This window comes from Chitinophaga sp. W3I9 (assembly GCF_050434025.1).
Lineage (GTDB): Bacteria > Bacteroidota > Bacteroidia > Chitinophagales > Chitinophagaceae > Chitinophaga.
The window spans coordinates 253,321-274,876 of record NZ_JBNPWC010000001.1; the positions used below are offsets into that span (position 1 = coordinate 253,321).

Below are 21,556 nucleotides of genomic sequence, written 5' to 3' on the forward strand. Positions count from 1 at the left end.
ATCGGGAGGTAGGAACCCACTGCCCTGCAATATTATTCCCGATCCGATCACAAAAGTACACAACTTTGGTAGACTATCCTTACCTGAATAAAGCATTCCCATTACTTATAGTTATGGCTGATAACGGGAAGTTATGGTTATAGAAATGCTAATTTTGCCCTTTTTCAGCAGTATAACTACGCCTGATATCAAATCAAATCGTATTTTTAACCCATAAAATTAAACTATACTTTATGGCACTCTTTGAATCGAACAACCCTGTACTGAAGCAAAGTATATTTGATAAAGCGCCTCACATCGCAGGGGAGACCATGACCATCCGTGGCACCGTTAACAAAATGTCTTTTATGCTCCTGATGTTAATGGCGGCAGCGATTTTTTCATGGGGAGAATTTTACAGGAATAGCGGCATGGTAATGCCATTGGCCTTTGGTGGCGCCATCGGTGGATTTATACTGGCACTGGTAATTATCTTCAAAAAAGAATGGTCGGCTTACCTCGCCCCAGCATATGCTATAGCAGAAGGTTTATTTCTCGGAGCTATTTCCGCTATGTTTGAGGCCAAATGGCCGGGCATTGTAATGCAATCAGTAGGTTTAACCTTTGGTACTTTCATTGCCATGCTGATCCTCTATCGCACAGGGGTGATCCGGGCAACTGAGCGTTTTAAATCCATCGTGATGACTGCTACGCTGGGTATCGGTATCTTTTACCTGATTGCCATTGTACTGCGCATGTTTAACATTGAAATGCCGCTGATTCACAGCAGTGGTACTTTCGGTATCATATTTTCCCTGGTGGTGGTAGCTATTGCAGCCCTGAACCTGATCATGGATTTTGATATGATTGAACAGGGCGCGTTGCAGGGTGCACCCAAATATTTTGAGTGGTATGCTTCGTTTGGTTTAATGGTAACCCTGGTATGGTTATACCTGGAAATACTGCGCCTCATGAGCAAATTAAACAGAAGATAAGTTACAGATATAAGCACCTTAAAAAGGCCGCCACAGCGAATGTGGCGGCCTTTTCTTTTTAAATATACCGGCCATTGTTTTTGTTAATGTCTTCCAAAAGATATGTTAAATGGCATCACTTCAAAATATTATGGCATCGTAATTGCAAAATCGGGCTATAACAACAAGTTCTTTTACATCTTAAAACAGTAGTAAAAAAATGCTAACACCTTTACTTACCATGTAACCTTTATTGTTAAACCGTTTAAAATTGTAAGCTATGAAGAAGATAAAAGTAAGCATGTTAGCACTTGCAGCTGTAGCGTTTGGAGCCTTCGCATTTAAGGGCGTTGATGGTGGAACCATAGCAGGTAAAGTAACACCGGCTGAAGGAGCTACCGAAGCCTGGGCCATTCAGGGAACAGATACGTTGACATCGCCTGTTACAGATGGCGCATTTAATTTTCAGAATGCGAAAGCTGGTGCATATACCGTTATAATAGGAGCGAAAGCGCCATATAAGCCTGCAACTGTTACAGATGTTAAAGTGGATGATGGAAAATCCACTGATTTAGGAGAAATTAAATTAGCACATTAAACAAGAGCAATAGTTTGTTTTCATAGGGGTTAATCAAAAAGCCGGTTCCGTACGTCTGTACGGCCGGCTTCTTTCATTTATACCCTCTCCCGGAAAATATTATCTTTTCTCCCCTCATAGGGGTAAGCCTTTCTCTAAACGTCATTTCTTAAAGTACCCCTTTTTTAAAATGATGTTTATGAAAAAGCAGTTTATTATAACGTATACAAGTTTGAGTATTGGATGGTTGCTGCTGATGATTGCCATCTTTAGTATTATCTTATCCGGCTGTACCAAAGAAAACATTTCCGGCTCTGGCAACGTAGTAACGGAAGTCCGTACCACAGGTCATTTCACGGATGTGGAAATATCAGGACCATTTGAGGTACACCTGTTACAGGAAAACAACGCGAAGGTGGAAATAAAAGCAGAAGATAATATTATGGGTGTGATAGAAACGGGAATGCGCAGCAATACCTTATTTATCCGGGTAAAAAACCAGGTTAACATCCGGCATCATCAGCCTATGAAAATATATGTACACAATCCTCTCTTTCAACGAATAAAGTTCGATGGTTCGGGATCCTTAGATAATCAGGATACCATACATACTTCCTTATTTAAGTACGAACTCAATGGCAGCGCCAATGCCGCGCTTATACTGGATGCCGCTACGCTTAACACAACTATCAACGGCTCGGGCAATATTAACATGCGTGGATTTGCGGGCTCCCTAAACAGCGATATTAACGGCAGCGGCAATATCGCCGCCATGAACCTGGAAGTGCAGCATGCCAGTATTACCATCCGTGGTTCCGGTGAGCATCGCGTGTATGTAAGGAAGAACCTGGATGCCAGGATCTATGGCAGCGGAAACATTTTTTATACCGGTGAAGCGAAGGTAGTGGCGGAGGTAAAGGGTTCCGGTAAGATAGTGAAGCAGTAATGATATGAACTTCGTTTAACCTACACTGTTATACTGTCTGTGTTTAAAATGAAAAGGCCCCTGCAGGTGCGGGGGCCTTTTATTATTTTAAAGATGGTGCATTTATCAGGCGCCACCTAATTTGCATTTCTGCAGCACTTCCCATGATTTACCGTTGTGACGGAGGAAGTAGAGGTTGTTTACTTTAAAAGTAGCCTCGTAGTCCTTGTTTTCATATTCAGGCCATGCTTTGTTGAACTGATCATCTTCCAGGTCTTTAAAAGCCACGGTAACGTGAGGCGTAAATCCTGTACGTGCCAGCATGGTGCTGAATCCAAATTCCTTACGCAGGAAGTTGATCAGCTGACGGTGCATAGCAGACATGGTTTCACTTTTTTCCACGTTGATGAACAGTACACGGTTCTGTTTATTCGGGAAAGTACCGAAGCCTTTCAGGGAAACTTCGAAAGGAGCCTGAGTTTTGGCAAATTCCGTCAGTTCATCACAGAAAGCTTTTTCCAATGCCGGATCAGCAGTGAAAGGTACCTGCAGGGTAATATGCGGCAGCACTTTCAGTGCGTACATAGGACCGTATTGTTCTGCAAATTCCTGTTTGATCTTTATAATTTCTTTACCTACTTCTGCAGTTGGCAGCAGTGCGATAAAGTATATTTTGTTATCTGGTTTTGGTTCGAAACGTTGAGGTCTTCCACCTTGTCTTGGAGCGCCGCCGCCACGGTATCCACCACCGCCGCCACCGCCGCGATTGTATCCACCGCCACCGCCGCCGCGATCGTATCCACCGCCGCCACCGCCGCGATTGTAACCACCGCCGCCACCGCCACGGTCGTAACCACCGCCGCCACCGCCGCGATTGTAACCACCACCGCCGCCGCCACGATCGTATCCACCACCGCCGCTTCCGCCGCGATCGTATCCTCCGCCGCCACCGCCGCGATTATAACCACCGCCGCCACTGCCGCCACGGTCGTATCCACCACCGCCGCTTCCGCCGCGATCGTATCCACCACCGCCACTGCCGCCGCCGTAGCCACCACCACCACGGTTGTAGCCTCCGCCACCGCCGCCGCGATCGTATCCACCGCCGCCACTGCCGCCGCTGTAACCACCACCACCGCGGTTGTAGCCACCACCGCCGCTTCCGCCGCGATCGTATCCACCACCACCGTTGTAGCCGCCACCTGCGCCATCACGGTTGTAATTGCCGCCACCACCATCTCGGTTGTAGCCACCACTACCGCCATCACGGTTGTAACCACCACTACCGCCTTCACGGTTGTAGCCGCCACCTGTGCCGCCATCACGATTGTAGTCTGTGCGCGGACGATATCCGCCTTCTCGATTGTAACCAGTGCGCCCTTCTGAGCCACCACTGTTGTAGTCGGGTTTGCCGCCTTCCCGCTCGTTATTTAAATTGGGTTTGTCATCGCCTTTCTCCTTATTGGGATCATTCTCTTTGTTGGTATCAGAAGAATAAGGCCTGCGGGGGCGTTCGTTTCTCTCAAAAGTCATCTTACTTAATTAAGCGTTTGAAGCAATATTAGCTATGATTTCATAAAAATGAAATACGTCCTGATAGGAGTTATATAAGGGTGCCGGTGATACCCTGATAACTCCGGGCTCTCTCCAGTCAACGATTATACCGGCATCGGTCATCCGTTGATGTATCTCTTTACCTTTGTCTAGGAACAACAAAGATAACTGAGCGCCACGTTCATTACAATTTTTCGGTGTTATAATCTGGAAATTTATGCCTTTTAACTGTTGCAAAAGAAATTCAAGATAATTGGTCATTCCTTCACTTTTGCTACGTAAAGCGCCGATACCGGCCGCTTCAAATAATTCCAGGGATGCTTTCAGGCTAACCATGTTAAACACCTGAGCGGTGCTCTGTTGCCATCCTTCAGCTTCTTTTTTAGGCACAAACCCTTTTTCCATTTTAAAACGTGCACTCTCTTCATTGCCCCACCAGCCGCCCAGTCTAAGAAAATTACGGTCGCTGGCGTGTTTCTCATGTACAAATGCGCCTCCTACTGCGCCGGGTCCACCATTCAGGTACTTATATGAGCACCAAACGGCAAAATCTACTTCCCAATTGTGCAATTCTACCGGTATATTTCCTGCTACGTGTGCCAGGTCGAAACCTGCATAAGCGCCGGCCTTATGCGCAGCTGCCGTTATAGCGGGTATATCAAAAAACTGTCGCGGTATAATAATTTATACCTCCAAACAAAACCAATGCTAAGCTATCACTTTCTGTGTTAATAATCTCTAAAATATCTTCTAATCTTATCAAATGTTCTCCGGGTCGCGGGGAAACTTCTATGATTGCACTTTCCGGATCGTAACCATGGAACTTTACCTGGGTTTCAACTGCGTACTGGTCGCTCGGAAAAGCCCCTGCCTCCATTAACACTTTAAACCGCTGTTTGTTTGGCCGGTAAAAACTAAGCATCATTAAATGCAGATTCACCGTCAGCGTATTCATCACCGTCAACTCCTGCTGACTCGCACCCAATATCGCTGTTAAAGGCTTACTGCAATACTGCTGATAATATAACCATGGATTCTTAGCCGCCCAATACCCCTCTACTGCACATTGTTGCCAATCCGCCAACTCCTGCTCTATCGCCGCTTTCACATTCTTTGGCTGTAATCCCAGTGAGTTGCCACATAAATAAATAGCATCCTTCCCGTTACGTTGTGGAAAATAAAACTGTGCTCTGAATTTATTTAAGGTATCCTGTTGGTCCTTCTCTTTAGCAAATGCTAATGATGCTACATACTCCATGGTCTTCCAATCTTGTCTGCGCCTTAGTTATCTTTTAATGGCGGTGCTGCTATTGTCAAGAAAGCTGTGCTGATTATCTTATTTCTCTACTTACTGATTATTACAGGCTAATGGCCTAACTGAACTGTTCAAAACAGGCGTCTTTATTTATATTATCTCTTATTTTATCATATGGCATATAAGGCTAAGGCTGTATATGGCTAGTAACGTGTCAACAACTGTCTGAGGGGTCAAAAGTAATAAAGGCTTTTCAAATGCCACTCATTCCAAATGTTAAAATTTGTTAATGAAAGAAAAAAAGTCGTTCCGGCTGTAATATACAAAAAAAATCCGTCCCGAAGAATCGGGACGGAGACTGTTAACCTACAACTGTTACACTGTATTGAAAAAAAACTTAATTAACGGAGATACCATCCACTTTCTTCTTCCCCAGCACCGGCTCTTCAGTAGCCTCCGGCTCCGGGAAAAAGTCATATGGCTTGGGCGACAGGTACTTTGGATCATGCAGCTTCCTCACTTCATCCCGCTTCATGAACACCGCTTTGATAATCAGCACCAGGAAAGGCACGTACTTCAGCCACCGTGGCATATTGAACCGGTCCAGCACATCAATGGAACGCTTGTTCATGGCGTACATCACCGGCACCAGTACCAGGGTCAGGAAAGTCGCGAAAATCAACCCGTATACCATTGTCCAGGCCAGCGGCCCCCAGAAGGCCACGTTATCCCCACCAAAGAATATATGCGGTTTGAACTCACTGAACAGCGCGGCAAAGTCGATGTTAAAGCCCACTGCCAGCGGAATCAGACCCAAAATAGCAGCAATTGCGGTTAATATTACCGGCGTCATACGGGTACGACCCGCTTCCACCACCGCTTCATATACCGGCATCTTCTGCTGGATCAACAGGTCCGTAAACTCTACCAGTACGATACCATTACGCACCACAATACCTGCCAGGGCCATAATACCCACACCCGTCATTACAATGGAAATATCCATTTTAAAGATGGAGAAGCCCAGGAACACACCGATGATACTAAACAGGATCTCCATAAAGATGATCATCGGGCGGCCGATAGAGTTGAACTGGGTCACCATAATCATCAGGATCAACCCAAATGCTCCAAGCATCGCCATCATCAGGAAGTTCATGGTTTCCTGCTGGTCTTCCTGCTCACCGGTCATTTTAATAGTCACGGAGTTCGGATGGGTAAAGTCCTTCAGCGATGATTCAATATGCTGTACCACTTCATTCGCATTCGCACCTGTTAAGATGTTGGAATACAGCGTAATTACACGTTTCTGGTCTATACGCTTAATACCTGCAAAAGTGTTGGAATAATGAATATCCGCTACCGCCGATAACGGCACCTGGCGTATTGCTCCGCCCATATTCATATCGCGGTATACCAGGTTGAGGTTCATCAGGTTATTAATATTGTTCCGCTGATCCTCATTTAATCTTACCATAATCTTATACTCATCTTTTGCATCACGGATCTTGGAGGCTTCAGCTCCGAATAGCGCTGTACGAAGAGCTCCACCGATCTGGCCGGTAGAAATACCTTCCGCATTAGCCCGCTCCCGGTCTATATCTACTACTATCTCCGGCTTATTGTCCTCGAAATCGCTCTTCAGTTCCTCTACACCCGCAATCTGCAGGGAATCGAGATAACGTTTAAGTCTGAACGAACTGCTGGTCAGCTCATCAAAATTATCGCCGCTGATTTCAATATTGATAGGCTTACCGGTTGGCGGACCACCCTGCTCCTGCTCTACCGTGATATTGGTTCCCGGGATACCTTTAACGGCATTACGGATTTTATCGAGATATTGTACGGTCGACTGCCCATCCCTCGCACCAAATTCCACAAAGGCGACCGTTACCTTACCCTTCTGCGGCTGCGTGCTGAGATCCATCTGCGAAGGATCGCCGGCGCCTTTGGCCACATTGGAAATAATAGATTCCACTATCGGGTTCTTTTCACCCACTACCCTGGTGATACGTTTTTCCACCAGGTTAGTGATAGAATCGGTATACTTCTGGTCGGTACCATTGGGTAATTCTATGTAAGTATAGATGAAGTTGGGATCTGCCTGCGGGAAGAACACCACTTTCGGATTTCGTATAGCCGTTAGCATAATACTGAAGATCAGTAGCCCAAACGTAGCCACCACGATCCATACCGGGCGCCATCCCAGCAAACACCACTGCAATATGCGTTTGTAACGGTCCTGTACTTTCGGCCAGAATCCATGCTGGAAGCGGCGAGCCACGCCACCTAACCAGAAACGTTCCAATACGATCAACAGGTAAAGGAATACCACAAAATTGCCCACCCCTATGCTGCCATTGGCATAACCTACGAGCGCCAGCAAGGCAAACACACCGGAAAGGATCGTAAATTTCTTATCAAACTTAGGCTTCGGATGGTTTTCACCTTCGTGCCTGTCCATGAAATCCACCGCAAACACCGGGTTAATGATATACGCCACCACCAGCGATGCGCCGAGTGTTGTGATCAGCGTAACCGGCAGATAGAACATGAACTTACCGATCACACCAGGCCAGAACAGCAGCGGCACAAACGGCGCCAGCACTGTAAGGGTACCGGAGAATACCGGCAGGAACACTTCTCCCGCAGCTATTTTAGCTGCCTTCACAATGCCCAGGTCCTTTCGCTGGTTATAAATACGGTGTACGTTTTCTATCACCACAATGGCATCATCCACTACAATACCCAATGCCAGCAGGAAGGAGAACAGCACCATCATGTTTAACGTAAACCCGTACATCGGCATCAGTAAAAATGCGATAAACATGGAAATTGGCACCGATAATGCCACGAAGATCGCATTAACCGCTCCCATGAAAAACATCAGGATAACAGTTACCAGCAGGAAGCCGATAATAATGGTGTTGATCAGGTCGTGCAGGGTTACGCGGGTAGATTTCGACTGGTCTGCCGTGATAGTTACTTCCAGGTTTTTAGGGAAGTAGTTTTCCTTCATGTCCTTTGTAATCGCCTGGATCTTATCGGATGCATCGATCAGGTTTTTACCACTTTGCTTAATAACGTTGAGCGTGATTACGTTCTTTCCGCCAAGCCGCGCATAGCTTTCCTGTTCCAGGAAACCATCTACCACGTTGGCAATATCTTTCAGGTATACTGTTGCACCAGACTGGCCGCGTACAATGATGTTACCTATTCTTCCCGGATCTTTATATTCTCCTTTTACGCTCAGGCTACGTTTCTGACCGTCCATCGCAACAAGACCACCGGAGATGGTGATGTTTTCTCCCTGGATGGCGCCGATGATATCTTCAAAGCTGATCTTGGCCGCATCCATTTTGTATTTGTCCACGTTGATCTGGATTTCGCGTTCCAGTTCACCTACCAGGTCCACACGGGTAATTTCATTCAGCGCCTCAATCCGGTCTTTCATATCATCCGCATACTTTTTCAGTGTTTGCAGGTCAAAGTCGCCGGAAAGGTTTACGTTCATGATAGGAATCTGCGACACATCTATCTTCACAATCTGCGGTTCCTGGGTCAGGTCCTTTGGCAGATCTTTCTTTGCATCGTCTACTTTTTCCCGCACCTGCTGACGCGCAGCTTCAATATCTTCATTGGCATTGAACTCAATGGTGATCGCAGAGAAATCCTGCATGGAAGTACTCTTGATCTTCTTTACGCCAGAGATGCCGTTCAGTTGTTTTTCTATCGGTTTGGTCACCGTTGTTTCCATATCTTCCGGGGAAGTACCAGCATTGACGGTGTTGATATAGAACTGCGGGAACACTACCTCGGGAAACTGTTCCTTCGGCAGGTTAATATAGGAAAGTATACCTGCCAATGCAATGATAATGGTAGCCACGTATACGCTTACCTTATTATCAATGGACCAGCTGGTAGGCTTAAATTCTTTATGGAGATTGTCTTGCATACACTTGGTTTTAGCTGTTTGAATCAGCTTTATAATTTAATCAGGTCGTTATCGTTCAACCCCTGAAAACCGGTGGTGATAACTTTATCACCTGTTGTCAAACCACTCTTTATTTCAGCCTTATCATTGTAGGTGCGGCCCATATCTATTGTTTTGCGTTGTGCCACCATTTTACCGTTGGCATTTTGCGCGACCATTACATAAGGCTTTCCGGAGGTATACTGGATCACGCTTACCGGAACTACCACTGCGTTCTTAGCGACATAATCCACGATCCTGATGCGGGCGATCATGTTAGGACGCAGACCGGCATCCGGTTTCAGCGGCACTTCAATTTTGATGGTGCGGCTCAGCGGATCAATGGTCCTGGATGCAAACCCGATAGTGCTGCGTATTTCGCGGTTAATATCAGGGAAAGATAAGATCACTGCATCTCCTGATTTCAGCAAACCGGCGTAAGCTTCCGCTACGTTGGCAGTTACCTTCAGGTTGTTGGCGTTTACCACGCGGAAGGCTGGTGCGCCCGGGGCTGCATTGTCTCCCACCTTGGCGATTACTGCATCTACGGTACCGCTGATAGGTGCAATGATGCGGGTTTGCGACTGCTGATCCTGCAGGGTGGCCATCTTCCTTTCCAGGCTTTCCTTCTGGTTTTTGGCGTTGAGATATTGTACTTCGGAACCTATTTTCTGTGACCACAGGTTTTTCTGTTTTTCAAACAGGGTGTTAGCCAGGTCCATCTGGGTACGGAGTTCCGCCATGTTGGCTCTCAGCACCTGGTCATCCACCTGGGCCAGTGTTTGTCCCTGTTTTACTGCCTGTCCTTCTCTTACAAAAATGTTGGTAATTACTCCCGGTACGCGGGCGGAAACGTTTACGTTTTCGCGGGCGTCCACACTTCCCTGCACATCTATATAATGTTCAAATATGGTATCCGTGATAGCAGTTACGGTAACATCTTTCATTTTCTGCTGCGTCGTATCTTTCACACCTGCTTCCTTTTCCAGCGCTGCTATTTTTTTGTCGATGTCTTCGTTATATTTTACTTTCTCCTGTTTCAGCTTCTCCAGCTGTTCAGCTTTATTTCCACCACCACCGCAGGATGCGAGCATCAGGGCGACAAAAGGGATCAGGAAAGAATATTTTTTGATCATATAGTTAGTAGTAAATAGTGATTGAAATAATGAAGCTTATAGTTTGCCGTACGATTTCAGCAGGTCTACCTTAGCAACAATAGCGTTAAACAATGCAGTGAAATAATTATTCTGTGCAGTGAGCAAATCGTTTTCAGCAGTGGTCATTTCCAGGCTGGAACCTACGCCCTCCCTGTATTTGATCTGGGTGGTGTTATATACGTCCTGTGCCAGTTCCATGTTTTTCTCCTGTGCTTCCAGCGTGAGTACGTTGTTGCGGAAAGTAGAATAGGATTGCTCTCTTTCCAGGTCGATGCCCAGCTTCGCATTTTCGATGGCCACTTCACTTTTCTTTACTGCCAGCCACGCCTGGTCTACCTGCCGTTTGCGCTGCATACCACTAAAGATGGGAACAGAGAGGTTCAGTCCTGTGTTTACATAACCGTACCACATCTGGTTCTGGAGGTAATCAAATTTATCACTTCCCCTTAATGCGCCGGTAGAACCGAATAGTTGCAGGGAGGGTAGACCTTTCAGCTTATATCTTTTCAGATCATATTCATTTGCTTTCTTTTGCGTTTGCAGCAACTGGTATTCAATCCGCTGTGAGTAGTCGAATTTATCCATATCCAGCACATCTGCTGCAATCCTTTCTGTAGAAAGTGTATCCGTTAACGTTATAGCCTGTTTCAGTGGCATGCCCATCTGGTATTTCAGTGAAGCAGTACCCAGTTCAATCAGGTTACGGAGTTTGGTTTGCTCCGTTTGCAGGTTGGTATATTGCACTACCAGGCGGTCTACATCCAGTTTTTCCGCAAGACCGTTTTTGTAGATCTGTTTGGTTTCGTTGAGGATCTTTTCCAGGGAACGGATGTTTTCGGAAAGGATGGTCAATGCTTTGTTGGCAGACAGTACATTGTAATAGGCTTTGTACACGGTGGATTTCACGTCTATTTCCGCCTTTTCCACGCCCTGTGATACCAGGTCTTCCAGTGTTTTACGTGCCTGTAAAGCTACGAGTACGCTGGGATCGAAGAGTACCTGTGTAAGTTTCACTTCCCCAACCAGGTTATGCGGTAGCTGGAAGGAAACTGCCGTAAAGGAATCTTTTGGCAATCCAAAGTTCCTCATGTTAAACATCTGTTTCTGAGTGATCGGGTTGTACTGGTAAGAGCCGGTACCAGCGACATTGGGCAGTGCCAGGCCGCTAACCTCCTTGTTCTTGGCCAGCTGGATGAGTTCGTCCAGTTTGGCGGTTTTAACGGTGCTCTGATTAGCCAGTGCGTAGTCTACCGCTTCTTTGGCAGACAAACGGATGGGTTCAGGCGTAACCTGCTGCTGGGCGCCGGCGATGGTCACCAGGGACAGCAGCCACACCATAAAAGCCATACTGGTGAGCCTTTTGATTGATAGCATAGTGTTATTTATTTTGCGATAGTTGTTTATATTCTTCAATAAGCCGGTATCCTTTTACAGAAGCCACCCCATATAAAAAATTCTCCAGCAACACTTTCTGCACTTTGTTCATATCATTGGCGCCAGGGAACACTTCCGGTTGAAAACAGATCATGCAGGCGTATATCCTGTATTGGGTCAGTATTTTAATGTCGATATCGGGCCGGTATACTTTTTCACTGATGCCTCTTTCCATATTTTCACGGATCATGGTAGCCAGGGTGTTGTTCCGGTAATCGAGGAACAACTGGTAGGCTTTCGAGTGAAATTTCTGCAGGTCCAGGATAATGACAGGGTTCATATTGCGCAGGCGGCGGTCCAGCATGTCCATTACGAGGAATAACTCGTCAATGGCGTCTTTCGATTTTTTCCGGTCTTCGATACAGTCTTCGGTAACGATATTTATGAACCGGCCGATGGTTTGGCAAACCATATCGTCCTTATCGGTGAAGTGGGCGTAAAGCGTTTTCTTCGAAATCCCCATTCTCACAGCGATGTCATCCATCGTGATGGAGCGGGTACCAAATTGACGAAAAAGGCCAAAAGCCGTGTCCATAATGCGTTCCTGTACTTCCATAGATTTTATCGCATTAACCCTGTTGTTATGCTGGACAAAACTATGGAAACTTTACAAACTTCCAAAGTTTCCAGTACTATTTTTTTACATGTGGCAACATTCAATTAACCATCCCTGCTTCCTGCTTTGCGCTTTATTGTCTAATTTGCAGCCCTAATCACAAACCATGTCGCCAAAGCTTAGATTAAAAGTATTTGCATCACGATTGCTGCGTTACTTCTTTCAGGGATTGCTCATTCTGGCGCCCATTGGTATTACTGCGCTTACCTTGTACTGGGCCTTTATTACTATTGATAATCTTATTCCGAAAGAGCTGATTCCGGAAGGCGCTTCTTTTGGTTTTCTGAGGTACAAAGGAGTAGGGTTTGCATTGGTGCTGCTGCTGATCATCGGGGTAGGTTACCTCAGCTCCTCCTTTATTATCGGGCGGATCTTTGATTTGTTTGACCACCTGCTGGAGCGCACGCCTTTTATCAAATATATTTACACCTCTATTAAGGATGTTTTTGATGCGTTTGTAGGTGAAAAGAAAAAATTCGATCACCCGGTGCTGGTGCAGGTATACGGGGTGGATGTGTGGGAGATGGGATTCATTACGCAGACGGATGTCAGCAACCTGGGCCTCGAAGGATACATGGCAGTATACGTACCCCATGCGTATGCCATTACCGGTAAGGTGTTTATGGTGCCAAAAGAGCGGGTTAAACCGCTGACCAACGTTTCTGCCGGCGAAGCCATGAAGTTTGCCGTAAGTGGTGGCGTTACCCATATCTGATCCGGGGATGCTTCATAGATGAAGCGTAAATACCTCGTGGTTAAAGCATGCTTACATTTTCCGTTGCTGTAACAATGCTGATATTTTATTATCCCTGGAGATAAAATATCAGCATACTTTTTTTCGCTATATTCGTCTTCCCAAAAATATAGTGACATGTTAACCCACACCTGGCTACGGATTCCCGTATTATTTACTGTAATCATATTTTCCTGTACAGATGTTTGTGCATGGGGATTTTTTGCGCATCAGCGGATTAACCGGCTGGCGGTATTTTGCCTGCCGCCGGAAATGATGGTCCTCTATAAGCCGCAACTGGAGTACATTACGGCACATGCGACAGATCCGGACAAGCGGCGCTACGCTGTTGCTGCAGAAGGCGCCAGGCATTACATTGATATCGACCTGTTCGACAAGCCGCCCTACGCGCAGATTCCCCGTAACTGGGCAGATGCAGTCGCCAGATACACGGCAGATTCCCTGAACCGCAACGGCATTCTGCCCTGGCATCTTGAAAAGATGCTGGCCATGCTCACCGCCGCATTCAGGGAAAAGGACCAGCAGCGCATCCTCCGGCTGTCTGCCGAACTGGGACATTATATGGCAGATGCACACGTGCCCCTGCATGCCTGTTCCAATCATAACGGCCAGTTTACCGGCCAGCAGGGTATTCATGGCTTGTGGGAATCCCGCATCCCTGAATTACTGGCAGATAAAACGTTCGATTACTGGGCCGGGAAAGCCGTGTATATATCCGAACCCCGTAAATATATATGGGACATTATCAGGATAAGCGGAATGGCCGCAGATACAGTACTGGCCTACGAAAAGCGGCTTAGTGAAAAATTTCCGCCCGGCAGGCGTTACGGTTATGAAAACCGGAATGGGGTATTAATTCGTACTTACGCAGAAGACTATACGAAAGCATACGCACTTTCGATGGGCGACATGGTGGAACGAAGGATGAAAAATGCGATAGCAGCCGTGGCAGCAGCCTGGTATACCGCCTGGGTAAATGCAGGACAGCCCTCTTTACAGGAGCTCACCCATACTACCCTTACCCCCGAGGAGGTACAGGAGATGGAACAGCTACAACGTCAATGGCTGGAAGGTAAGCTACCGGTGAGGGAGGAATGAGCCGGTTAAAATATTTATGGTAATACTTAATAATTAGAAAAGAAATTTTATCTTTGCCCATACCATCTTTTAGCCTGTCCTACACCACGCGCCTTACTGGTTTTAAAACACCCGTGCCGTTTTTTTTCCGTTTCCTTAGAAAAACCAAAACAAAGTGGAAAGATCAAAAAATGAATTTAATCTGAATCGCAACATGAAGGTGCATAATTTTAACGCAGGTCCTTCTGTATTACCCAACGAGGTATTGTACAAGGCCAGTAAAGCTCTGATTGACTTTGAAGGGTCAGGGATGTCTATACTGGAAATTGGCCACAGAACGCAACCGTTTATAGCGGTGATGGACGAGGCGCGCAACCTGGTGAGGGAACTGATGCAGCTTGATGATGACTTTGAAGTACTCTTTTTACATGGCGGAGCCACCACGCAGTTTATGCAGGTGCCAATGAACCTGCTGGAAAGCAGCGAATCTGCCGCATATGTGGATACCGGAGTATGGTCCAACAAGGCCATCAAAGAAGCAAAATTGTTTGGCTTCGCCGACGTTGTGGCGAGCTCCAAAGAAAGCAACTACAATCACATTCCCAAACAGTTCACCATCCCCCAAAAGGCAAGTTATCTGCACATTACCACTAACAATACCATCTATGGTACACAGTGGCAAATGACACCTGTTACCGATGTACCCCTGGTAGCAGATATGAGCAGTGACATCATGAGCCGCAGCATGGACTTTAACAAGTACTCGCTGATATATGCCGGCGTACAAAAAAATATGGGCGCCGCAGGCGCTACCATGGTAGCTGTACGCAAAAGCATGTTGGGCAAGGTAACGCGCAAAATACCAGCCATACTGGATTACAGGAACCACATAGAAAATGGTTCTATGCTAAACACCCCTCCCGTATTCGCTGTGTACATTTCCATGCTCACACTCCGCTGGCTCAAAGAACAGGGCGGCATTCCTGCCATTGAAAAGATCAATGATAAAAAAGCAGCACTCCTTTACGATGAAATCGACCACAACCCGCTGTTCCGCGGTACTGTTGTGAAAGAAGACCGTAGTAAAATGAACGCCTGCTTCATCATGGATAAACCGGAAATGGAAGAAGAATTCCTCAAATTCTGTAAGAAAGAAGATATCGTTGGTATCAAAGGACACCGTCTCTCCGGCGGATTCCGCGTATCTATGTATAACGCATTGCCATATGAAAGCGTAGAAGTAATGGTGGAAGCCATGAAATACTTCTCCCTGAAAAAGGCATAAGAAAATATCCTTATTGTATTACGGAGTTGCAGGTAGATCAGCTATCTGCAACTCCGTAATTCGTTAGCGGTAATCCGTATTTTTTTTATTATTACATTTACCACTCACACATATCTACATCATGGCTATTATCAGACCCTTTAACGGATTAAGGCCTACAGCAGATCTCGCAGCAAAAGTAGCTGCAAGGCCGTACGACGTACTCAGCTCGGAAGAAGCCAAAGCAGCGGCATCCGGTAACCCTTACTCATATTATCATGTTTCAAAATCTGAAATAGATCTGCCCGACGGAACAGACACCCACAGTCAGCCCGTATATGATAAGGCAGCGGAAAACCTGCACCGCATGGTACAGGAAGGCACCCTCGTCCTGGAACCACAGGCCGCCTATTATATCTACAAACTGGTGATGAACGGCCGCGCTCAAACCGGACTGGTATGCGTTTCCGCCATATCAGACTATAACAACGGCATCATTAAAAAACACGAATTTACCCGGCCCGATAAAGAACTGGACCGCATTAATCATATTAAAACCACCAAAGCGCAAACCGGCAACGTATTCCTCGCTTACAACGACGTACCGGAAGTAAACGCCCTGGTAGACCACTGGCAGGAACACAACCAACCAGTGTATGATTTCACCGCCGAAGATGGTATCCGGCACACCGTATGGGTAATCAACACCCCCGCTGCCATCCAGGACATCACTACCCTGTTCGCCGAAAAGGTGCCCTGCACCTACATCGCCGACGGCCATCACCGCGCCGCCTCCGCCAGCCTCGTACAGGCCGCGTTTGAGAAAGAAGGAAAGATCACCTCGGTAGACAATCCCGTCAACTATTTCCTCACCACCATTTTCCCGGCCAGCCAATTGGCCATCCTGGATTATAACCGCGTGGTGAAAGACCTTAACGGCCTGAGTAAGGAAGCGCTCCTCTCCCGTCTGGACTACGACTTCACCGTGGAAGAAATCGGGCACCTGCCCCAGCAACCCTCCATGCTGCATGAATTCAGCATGTACCTCGATGGCCGGTGGTACCGCCTGGTGGCAAAAGAAGGCACCTATACCACCGATCCCATAGGCATCCTCGATGTAACCATTCTTTCCAATAACATACTGGATAAACTGCTGGGCATCAAAGACCAGCGCACCGATAAACGCATCGACTTTGTTGGCGGCATCCGCGGGTTGAACGAACTGGTAAAACGGGTAGACAGCGGCGAAATGAAAGTAGCATTTGCCCTTTACCCCGTCACCATCCAGCAGCTGTTTGACATTGCCGACAGCGGAAACGTAATGCCCCCGAAGAGTACCTGGTTTGAGCCGAAGCTGCGCGACGGACTGATCACGCATATTATTTAAACATACTATACGCTTTCCCGGCGATATCCATCTGCCGGGAAAGCCCGTTATTTCATTGTCTCCCTTTATACCCGCATCCATGAAAACAACTGATGATACCCGCTCTATTTTTGATGATGATCCCTTACTGGCAGAAAAGAAAAAGTTTTATCCCACACTCGGCCACGCCTGGCTGATACCCGTGTATAGCCTGGTAATATTCCTCGCTTTTTATATTGCCGCCGCCAGTGCCTACCCGGGCATTACAAACGACAAAGTGCTAAGCAGCTTAATCACAATACCCATTTATTGCAGCCTGTTGCTGGTGGTCCTGATTTACAGCTACAACCGGAAAAAGAAAGTGGAACCGGATTATCGTCTCTTTTTCCCTGATGTTGTCGTGGATATATATGAGAACGGGCAACCTCGGCAATACCCTTTACATGCAGGTATTATGCGGCCTCATACCCGCCCTGCTGGTATTTACCCTGCGGGATCAATTTGATACATCTGTACCGCAGGTGCTAAATTCGCCTGTTTGGGTGGGTGCGAGTGGTGTTATTGCCATCATCTGCTTAATTATATTACAAACCAGTTTTCTATCAACAAATAAAGTAATAAAATAATATAACAAAGATATCCCTTCTATCTCCCTTCCCATAGATTGATCTGTGGGACATTACCCCATTTTCCTTACTTTTACAGCAAACGACAGACAGGGATGAACATACGGTCTTCTTTATTGAAAGCACTTTTTGTTGCGGGAGTTTTATTTTCACAGGTTGCAATTGCACAAGACGCCAAAGAGCTGTATAATACAGCCACAGGCTTTATCCGCGGAGGAGATTATTCCAATGCCATACTGGTATTAAACCAGGCATTGCAGCTGGAACCGGATAATTTTGAATTAAAGAAACAGCTGGGATTTACCTATTATCTGAAGGGAGACCTTGTAAAGGCAAAAAGCATTATTGAACCTTTACTTGGCAGCAGGGAAGCAGACGTACAGGTATTTCAGATTGCAGGCAATATTTATGTGGGAAGGGAAGAGTGGAAAACGGCACAACGCATGTTTGAGCGGGCCATCAAAAAGTTCCCCAACAGCGGCGAGTTATACAATGATAACGGTACCCTGCTGATGAACTTCAAAATGTATGACGGCGCCCTCCGGAGCTGGATCAAAGGCATTGAACAGGACCCCGGTTTTCCCGGCAACTATTACAACGCCACCAAAACATACGACTTCAGCAATAATCCGCTGTGGTGCATCCTCTACGGCGAAACCTTCATGAATATGGAAAGTTTCACCACACGCACGGCTGAAATCAGGAATATTGTACTGGAATCTTATAAAAAATTATTCAATGACCCTTCGCTGTTTGAAAGCGCCATACCAGAGGATAAGAAGGGCAGGAAAAGCAGCAACGAATTCGTAGAAGCATATAAAGCCTGTATGGGCAAGCAAATCAGTGTAGTAACCGGAGGAATAGATCCGGATGTGTTAATTATGGTGCGTACCCGCTTTTTACTGGATTGGTACAACTTTTACGGTATGAAATATCCGTACGCCCTTTTCGATTATCAGCGCAGGCTGCTACGGGAAGGAATGTTTGAATCGTATAACCAATGGCTGTTTGGCCCGTCGGCCAACCAGGCCAGCTACAAAGCGTGGGTGGGATTACATAAAACCGATTATGATGCTTTCCTGAAATTTCAGCGCAGCAATCCATTAAAGCCGAAACCTGATGAATATTACAATGATGGAAGGTTTACGCTGATCAATTCCGGGTATTAGTATTTAGATAATTTTTGATTTACGGGTTTAGTCAATTAGTTGCTGTAGCAACTGAATGACTAAATCCGTAAATTGTAAATCTCAAAATCTGAATATGCTCGTTAACAAACACCAAAACATTATCGACAATGCTGTAAAGGCGAACCACGAACGAACTTTCTATTCGCAATACCCGGAGCATCCCAAAGCTTACGGGGAAGAAGCCCATGCCAAAGGCGTACAGAGCTATCAGCAATTACTGGGAAAACCTTTCAAACAGTTACTGCAAACCGGCGAAACCAGCTGGGCCGGAGAGGAAGTATCACCCTACACCCGCGAGGTACTGGGAGTTACCTATCCCGTTTTTCCTGTTGGCGACCTGATAAAGAAAGCCACAGAAGCCGGCAAAAGCTGGGCGAAAGTACCGGTATCCGAAAGAGCAGGTATGCTCACCGAAACCCTGGAAAGAATAAAAGACTACTTTTTTGATATCGCCAACGCTACCATGCATACTACCGGCCAGAGCTTTATGATGAGCTTCCAGGCTTCCGGTCCGCATGCCAACGACCGCGCCCTCGAAGCAGTGGCCACGGGCTATCACGAACTGCAGCGGTACCCGCCATCATTAACCTGGGAGAAGCCAATGGGTAAAGCCAGTATCAAACTGTACAAAACTTTTAAACCGGTACCCAAAGGTCCCGGTGTTGTGATTGGCTGCTCCACCTTCCCGGTATGGAACACACTCCCCGGCGTTTATGCCGACCTCATCACCGGCAACCCCGTGATTGTGAAACCGCATCCGAAAGCAGTGCTGCCGATCGCCATTGCCGTAAGCGCCATCCAGCAATCACTTCAGGACAACGGCTATGATCCCAACCTCTGCCAGCTGGCTGCCGACAGCTCAGACCACCTCATTGCAAAAGAACTTTGCGGACACCCCGACGTAAAACTGATCGATTATACCGGCGGCAGTGCATTTGGTAACTATGTGGAATCACTCCCGGGCAAAACGGTATTTACGGAAAAAGCAGGCGTTAATTCGGTGATCCTCGACAGCGTAACCGACCTCGATGCGGTGATTCAGAACCTCGCCTTTTCTGTTAGCTTATATTCCGGGCAGATGTGTACTGCGCCACAAAACTTTTTCATTCCCGAACAGGGCGTCAAAACAGCCAATGGCCAGGTATCTTTCAATGAGGTAGTGCAAAAGTTCAAGGAAGCGGTAGTAGGCCTCGTAAACCATCCGAAAATGGGCGCAGGTACGCTCGGCGCTATACAAAACGACAGCACCCTCTCCCGCGCACAGGAAGCCCGTCACCTCGGAGGGAAAGTGATCCTCGAAGGCACCCCGGTAGTGAATGAAGAATTCTCCAATGCCAGGGTATGCGCTCCCACCATCCTGGAAGTAACCAGCGTGGATACAGCCATCTATGAAAAAGAACTTTTCGGACCGGTGATCCTGATCATCAAAACCAGGGACACGGCACATAGTATACAACTGGCCAAACAAATGGCATCGAAATACGGCGCCATTACCTGCGGGGCTTATACCACAGATCCATCTGCCAAAGAAAAAATAGCAGCAGAAATGAACAGCGTTTTCACACCTGTATCTTTTAACCTTACAGGATTTATCTGGATAAACCAGCATGCTGCGTTTTCCGATTTCCATGTTACGGGCGGTAATCCGGCAGGTAATGCCAGCTTTACCAACCAGGAATTTATTGTGAAAAGGTTTGTGTGGGTAGGCAACCGGGAACTGGCGGAATAGCGAAATTTTCTGACAAGCGCCCGCTTAAACAGGGCGCTTGTTTTAAAGCATACCAGTAATTATGAAGAAACTCTTATGTATAGTATTCGTTATTACCTGCGGCATCGTGGCATGCGAACAGGCGCCCAAAGCTGATAAAGCCCGGATCACCGATGCGCAGACCGTGCAAACCGGCACCGGTAACGCTTATCTTCCGGATACCGCCTTAAGTGTGGTGCGATGGATCGGTACAAAACCTACCGGTAAACATTACGGCGCATTGAAACTGGCCGGTGGCGCACTGTATGTAAAAGACAGCCTTATCACCGGCGGCCAGTTCATTATTGATATGAAATCCCTCCAGGATGTAGACCTCGCAGCCGATTCCGCCATGAAACGCAAGCTGGAAAACGAATTGAAAGGAGAGATGTTCTTCGACGTAAAAAAATATCCCGCCGCCACCTTTGAAATAACCGAGGTAACGGCATTCCATCCCACTGATGGCGATGAACTCACCCTTAGAAACGCTACCCATATTGTCAAAGGAAACCTGACGCTGAAAGCTGTTACCAAAAATATATCCTTCCCTGCCAGGATAACGCTTAAAGACAACACCATCATCGCAATAGCCAATTTTAACATCGACCGTACCGAATGGGGTATCAGCTATCGCGCCGACAAATCATTACAAGACAAACTCATCAATTCACAGGTAAATATCTCCTTCGATATAAAGGCTACCCGTTAAGCCCGCTTTTTTCGTTTTTTTCTGCGTGAAGCCAATAAAATATTTTAAATTTAGTACAACCTCTGGTACCTAAAACTGACTTCCATGGAAACAAATCAAGAAAGAGATAACCGACTTTGGCGCATCGCAAAAGCCAGGGCAGGATTTAAGTCCCACCTGATCATCTATCTCGTGATTAACCTGGGATTATGGGCAGTATGGTTCCTGACAGACAGTGACAAAACAAGCGGTACTCCCTGGCCGGTATGGCCCGCATTAGGATGGGGCATTGCATTGGCTTTCCAGTATTTCAACGCATACCACAAAGATCCTTTCGGTGATGCGTTAGGGGAATATGAAAAACTGAAAGAACAACAGCACACACGTATCTGATATTTGA

General features: G+C 46.7%; 19 protein-coding genes. 12 read left to right on the forward strand and 7 right to left on the reverse strand.

Annotation, left to right across the window (positions count from 1 at the left end; translation table 11 throughout):
- Positions 1 to 233: 233 nt before the first annotated feature.
- The 3 genes from QFZ51_RS01085 to QFZ51_RS01095 all read left to right on the forward strand — a co-directional run bounded on the left by QFZ51_RS01085 (position 234) and on the right by QFZ51_RS01095 (position 2,476).
- Positions 234 to 974, forward strand: coding sequence for a Bax inhibitor-1/YccA family protein (locus QFZ51_RS01085; RefSeq protein ID WP_429042320.1), 741 nt, complete (start codon positions 234 to 236; stop codon positions 972 to 974).
- Positions 975 to 1,233: 259 nt separating this feature from the next.
- Positions 1,234 to 1,551, forward strand: coding sequence for a carboxypeptidase-like regulatory domain-containing protein (locus tag QFZ51_RS01090; RefSeq protein WP_429042322.1), 318 nt, complete (start codon positions 1,234 to 1,236; stop codon positions 1,549 to 1,551).
- 178 nt (positions 1,552 to 1,729) lie between these two features.
- Positions 1,730 to 2,476, forward strand: a complete 747-nt coding sequence (locus QFZ51_RS01095) for a head GIN domain-containing protein (protein ID WP_429042324.1) — start codon at positions 1,730 to 1,732, stop codon at positions 2,474 to 2,476.
- A 105-nt stretch (positions 2,477 to 2,581) separates the two neighbouring features.
- On the opposite strand, the gene QFZ51_RS01100 is transcribed toward QFZ51_RS01095, so the two are convergent.
- The 7 genes from QFZ51_RS01100 to QFZ51_RS01130 all read right to left on the reverse strand — a co-directional run bounded on the left by QFZ51_RS01100 (position 2,582) and on the right by QFZ51_RS01130 (position 12,384).
- Complete coding sequence (locus QFZ51_RS01100; RefSeq protein WP_429042326.1) at positions 2,582 to 3,988, reverse strand: 2'-5' RNA ligase family protein; 1,407 nt, start codon at positions 3,986 to 3,988, stop codon at positions 2,582 to 2,584.
- A gap of 9 nt (positions 3,989 to 3,997) precedes the next feature.
- The gene (locus QFZ51_RS01105; protein WP_429051557.1) at positions 3,998 to 4,693 is read right to left on the reverse strand and encodes an aminotransferase class V-fold PLP-dependent enzyme; all 696 of its coding nucleotides are present in this window, start codon (positions 4,691 to 4,693) and stop codon (positions 3,998 to 4,000) included.
- Positions 4,668 to 5,267 (reverse strand): hypothetical protein, encoded by a 600-nt coding sequence (locus tag QFZ51_RS01110; RefSeq protein ID WP_429042328.1) that lies wholly within the window; start codon positions 5,265 to 5,267, stop codon positions 4,668 to 4,670. The genes QFZ51_RS01105 and QFZ51_RS01110 overlap by 26 nt, the downstream gene beginning before the upstream one ends.
- A 394-nt stretch (positions 5,268 to 5,661) precedes the next feature.
- On the reverse strand, positions 5,662 to 9,219 hold the full coding sequence (locus QFZ51_RS01115; RefSeq protein WP_429042329.1) for an efflux RND transporter permease subunit: 3,558 nt from the start codon (positions 9,217 to 9,219) through the stop codon (positions 5,662 to 5,664).
- Positions 9,220 to 9,248: 29 nt separating this feature from the next.
- Positions 9,249 to 10,373: an efflux RND transporter periplasmic adaptor subunit gene (locus QFZ51_RS01120; protein ID WP_429042332.1), complete on the reverse strand. Its 1,125-nt coding sequence runs from the start codon at positions 10,371 to 10,373 to the stop codon at positions 9,249 to 9,251.
- Positions 10,374 to 10,409: 36 nt separating this feature from the next.
- Entirely contained in the window at positions 10,410 to 11,768 is a 1,359-nt protein-coding gene (locus QFZ51_RS01125; protein WP_429042335.1) for a TolC family protein, read from the reverse strand.
- Positions 11,769 to 11,772: 4 nt separating this feature from the next.
- On the reverse strand, positions 11,773 to 12,384 hold the full coding sequence (locus QFZ51_RS01130) for a TetR/AcrR family transcriptional regulator (protein WP_370908488.1): 612 nt from the start codon (positions 12,382 to 12,384) through the stop codon (positions 11,773 to 11,775).
- A 166-nt stretch (positions 12,385 to 12,550) separates the two neighbouring features.
- Between QFZ51_RS01130 and QFZ51_RS01135 the strand changes: the two genes are divergently transcribed.
- From QFZ51_RS01135 to QFZ51_RS01175, 9 genes are all read left to right on the forward strand, one after another.
- The gene (locus QFZ51_RS01135; protein ID WP_429042338.1) at positions 12,551 to 13,159 is read left to right on the forward strand and encodes a DUF502 domain-containing protein; all 609 of its coding nucleotides are present in this window, start codon (positions 12,551 to 12,553) and stop codon (positions 13,157 to 13,159) included.
- Positions 13,160 to 13,315: 156 nt separating this feature from the next.
- Positions 13,316 to 14,296 carry a zinc dependent phospholipase C family protein gene (locus QFZ51_RS01140; RefSeq protein ID WP_429042339.1) on the forward strand — a complete coding sequence of 327 codons (981 nt, stop codon included), beginning with the start codon at positions 13,316 to 13,318 and terminating at the stop codon, positions 14,294 to 14,296.
- Positions 14,297 to 14,450: 154 nt separating this feature from the next.
- A complete protein-coding gene (serC, locus tag QFZ51_RS01145; protein WP_429042341.1) occupies positions 14,451 to 15,560 on the forward strand; it encodes a 3-phosphoserine/phosphohydroxythreonine transaminase in 1,110 nt (369 codons plus the stop codon).
- A 121-nt stretch (positions 15,561 to 15,681) separates the two neighbouring features.
- On the forward strand, positions 15,682 to 16,926 hold the full coding sequence (locus tag QFZ51_RS01150) for a DUF1015 domain-containing protein (RefSeq protein ID WP_429042343.1): 1,245 nt from the start codon (positions 15,682 to 15,684) through the stop codon (positions 16,924 to 16,926).
- Positions 16,927 to 17,005: 79 nt separating this feature from the next.
- Positions 17,006 to 17,410: a hypothetical protein gene (locus QFZ51_RS01155; protein ID WP_429042345.1), complete on the forward strand. Its 405-nt coding sequence runs from the start codon at positions 17,006 to 17,008 to the stop codon at positions 17,408 to 17,410.
- Positions 17,411 to 17,626: 216 nt separating this feature from the next.
- Positions 17,627 to 18,700, forward strand: a complete 1,074-nt coding sequence (locus QFZ51_RS01160; RefSeq protein WP_429042347.1) for a tetratricopeptide repeat protein — start codon at positions 17,627 to 17,629, stop codon at positions 18,698 to 18,700.
- 94 nt (positions 18,701 to 18,794) lie between these two features.
- Positions 18,795 to 20,450, forward strand: coding sequence for a phenylacetic acid degradation protein PaaN (gene paaN, locus QFZ51_RS01165; protein ID WP_429042348.1), 1,656 nt, complete (start codon positions 18,795 to 18,797; stop codon positions 20,448 to 20,450).
- Positions 20,451 to 20,511: 61 nt separating this feature from the next.
- Positions 20,512 to 21,177, forward strand: coding sequence for a YceI family protein (locus QFZ51_RS01170; RefSeq protein WP_370908496.1), 666 nt, complete (start codon positions 20,512 to 20,514; stop codon positions 21,175 to 21,177).
- Between the two features lie 84 nt (positions 21,178 to 21,261).
- On the forward strand, positions 21,262 to 21,549 hold the full coding sequence (locus QFZ51_RS01175; protein WP_370908497.1) for a 2TM domain-containing protein: 288 nt from the start codon (positions 21,262 to 21,264) through the stop codon (positions 21,547 to 21,549).
- Positions 21,550 to 21,556 lie beyond the last annotated feature (7 nt).

Coding starts and splice junctions, on each gene's coding strand:
- QFZ51_RS01130 (WP_370908488.1), bottom strand. CDS start 12,384: ATGGAAGTACAGGAACGCATTATGGACACGGCTTTTGGCCTTTTTCGT.
- QFZ51_RS01115 (WP_429042329.1), bottom strand. CDS start 9,219: ATGCAAGACAATCTCCATAAAGAATTTAAGCCTACCAGCTGGTCCATT.
- QFZ51_RS01155 (WP_429042345.1), top strand. CDS start 17,006: ATGAAAACAACTGATGATACCCGCTCTATTTTTGATGATGATCCCTTA.
- QFZ51_RS01120 (WP_429042332.1), bottom strand. CDS start 10,373: ATGATCAAAAAATATTCTTTCCTGATCCCTTTTGTCGCCCTGATGCTC.
- QFZ51_RS01100 (WP_429042326.1), bottom strand. CDS start 3,988: ATGACTTTTGAGAGAAACGAACGCCCCCGCAGGCCTTATTCTTCTGAT.
- QFZ51_RS01170 (WP_370908496.1), top strand. CDS start 20,512: ATGAAGAAACTCTTATGTATAGTATTCGTTATTACCTGCGGCATCGTG.
- QFZ51_RS01150 (WP_429042343.1), top strand. CDS start 15,682: ATGGCTATTATCAGACCCTTTAACGGATTAAGGCCTACAGCAGATCTC.
- QFZ51_RS01090 (WP_429042322.1), top strand. CDS start 1,234: ATGAAGAAGATAAAAGTAAGCATGTTAGCACTTGCAGCTGTAGCGTTT.
- QFZ51_RS01110 (WP_429042328.1), bottom strand. CDS start 5,267: ATGGAGTATGTAGCATCATTAGCATTTGCTAAAGAGAAGGACCAACAG.
- paaN (WP_429042348.1), top strand. CDS start 18,795: ATGCTCGTTAACAAACACCAAAACATTATCGACAATGCTGTAAAGGCG.
- QFZ51_RS01095 (WP_429042324.1), top strand. CDS start 1,730: ATGAAAAAGCAGTTTATTATAACGTATACAAGTTTGAGTATTGGATGG.
- QFZ51_RS01125 (WP_429042335.1), bottom strand. CDS start 11,768: ATGCTATCAATCAAAAGGCTCACCAGTATGGCTTTTATGGTGTGGCTG.
- QFZ51_RS01085 (WP_429042320.1), top strand. CDS start 234: ATGGCACTCTTTGAATCGAACAACCCTGTACTGAAGCAAAGTATATTT.
- QFZ51_RS01140 (WP_429042339.1), top strand. CDS start 13,316: ATGTTAACCCACACCTGGCTACGGATTCCCGTATTATTTACTGTAATC.
- QFZ51_RS01175 (WP_370908497.1), top strand. CDS start 21,262: ATGGAAACAAATCAAGAAAGAGATAACCGACTTTGGCGCATCGCAAAA.
- QFZ51_RS01160 (WP_429042347.1), top strand. CDS start 17,627: ATGAACATACGGTCTTCTTTATTGAAAGCACTTTTTGTTGCGGGAGTT.
- QFZ51_RS01135 (WP_429042338.1), top strand. CDS start 12,551: ATGTCGCCAAAGCTTAGATTAAAAGTATTTGCATCACGATTGCTGCGT.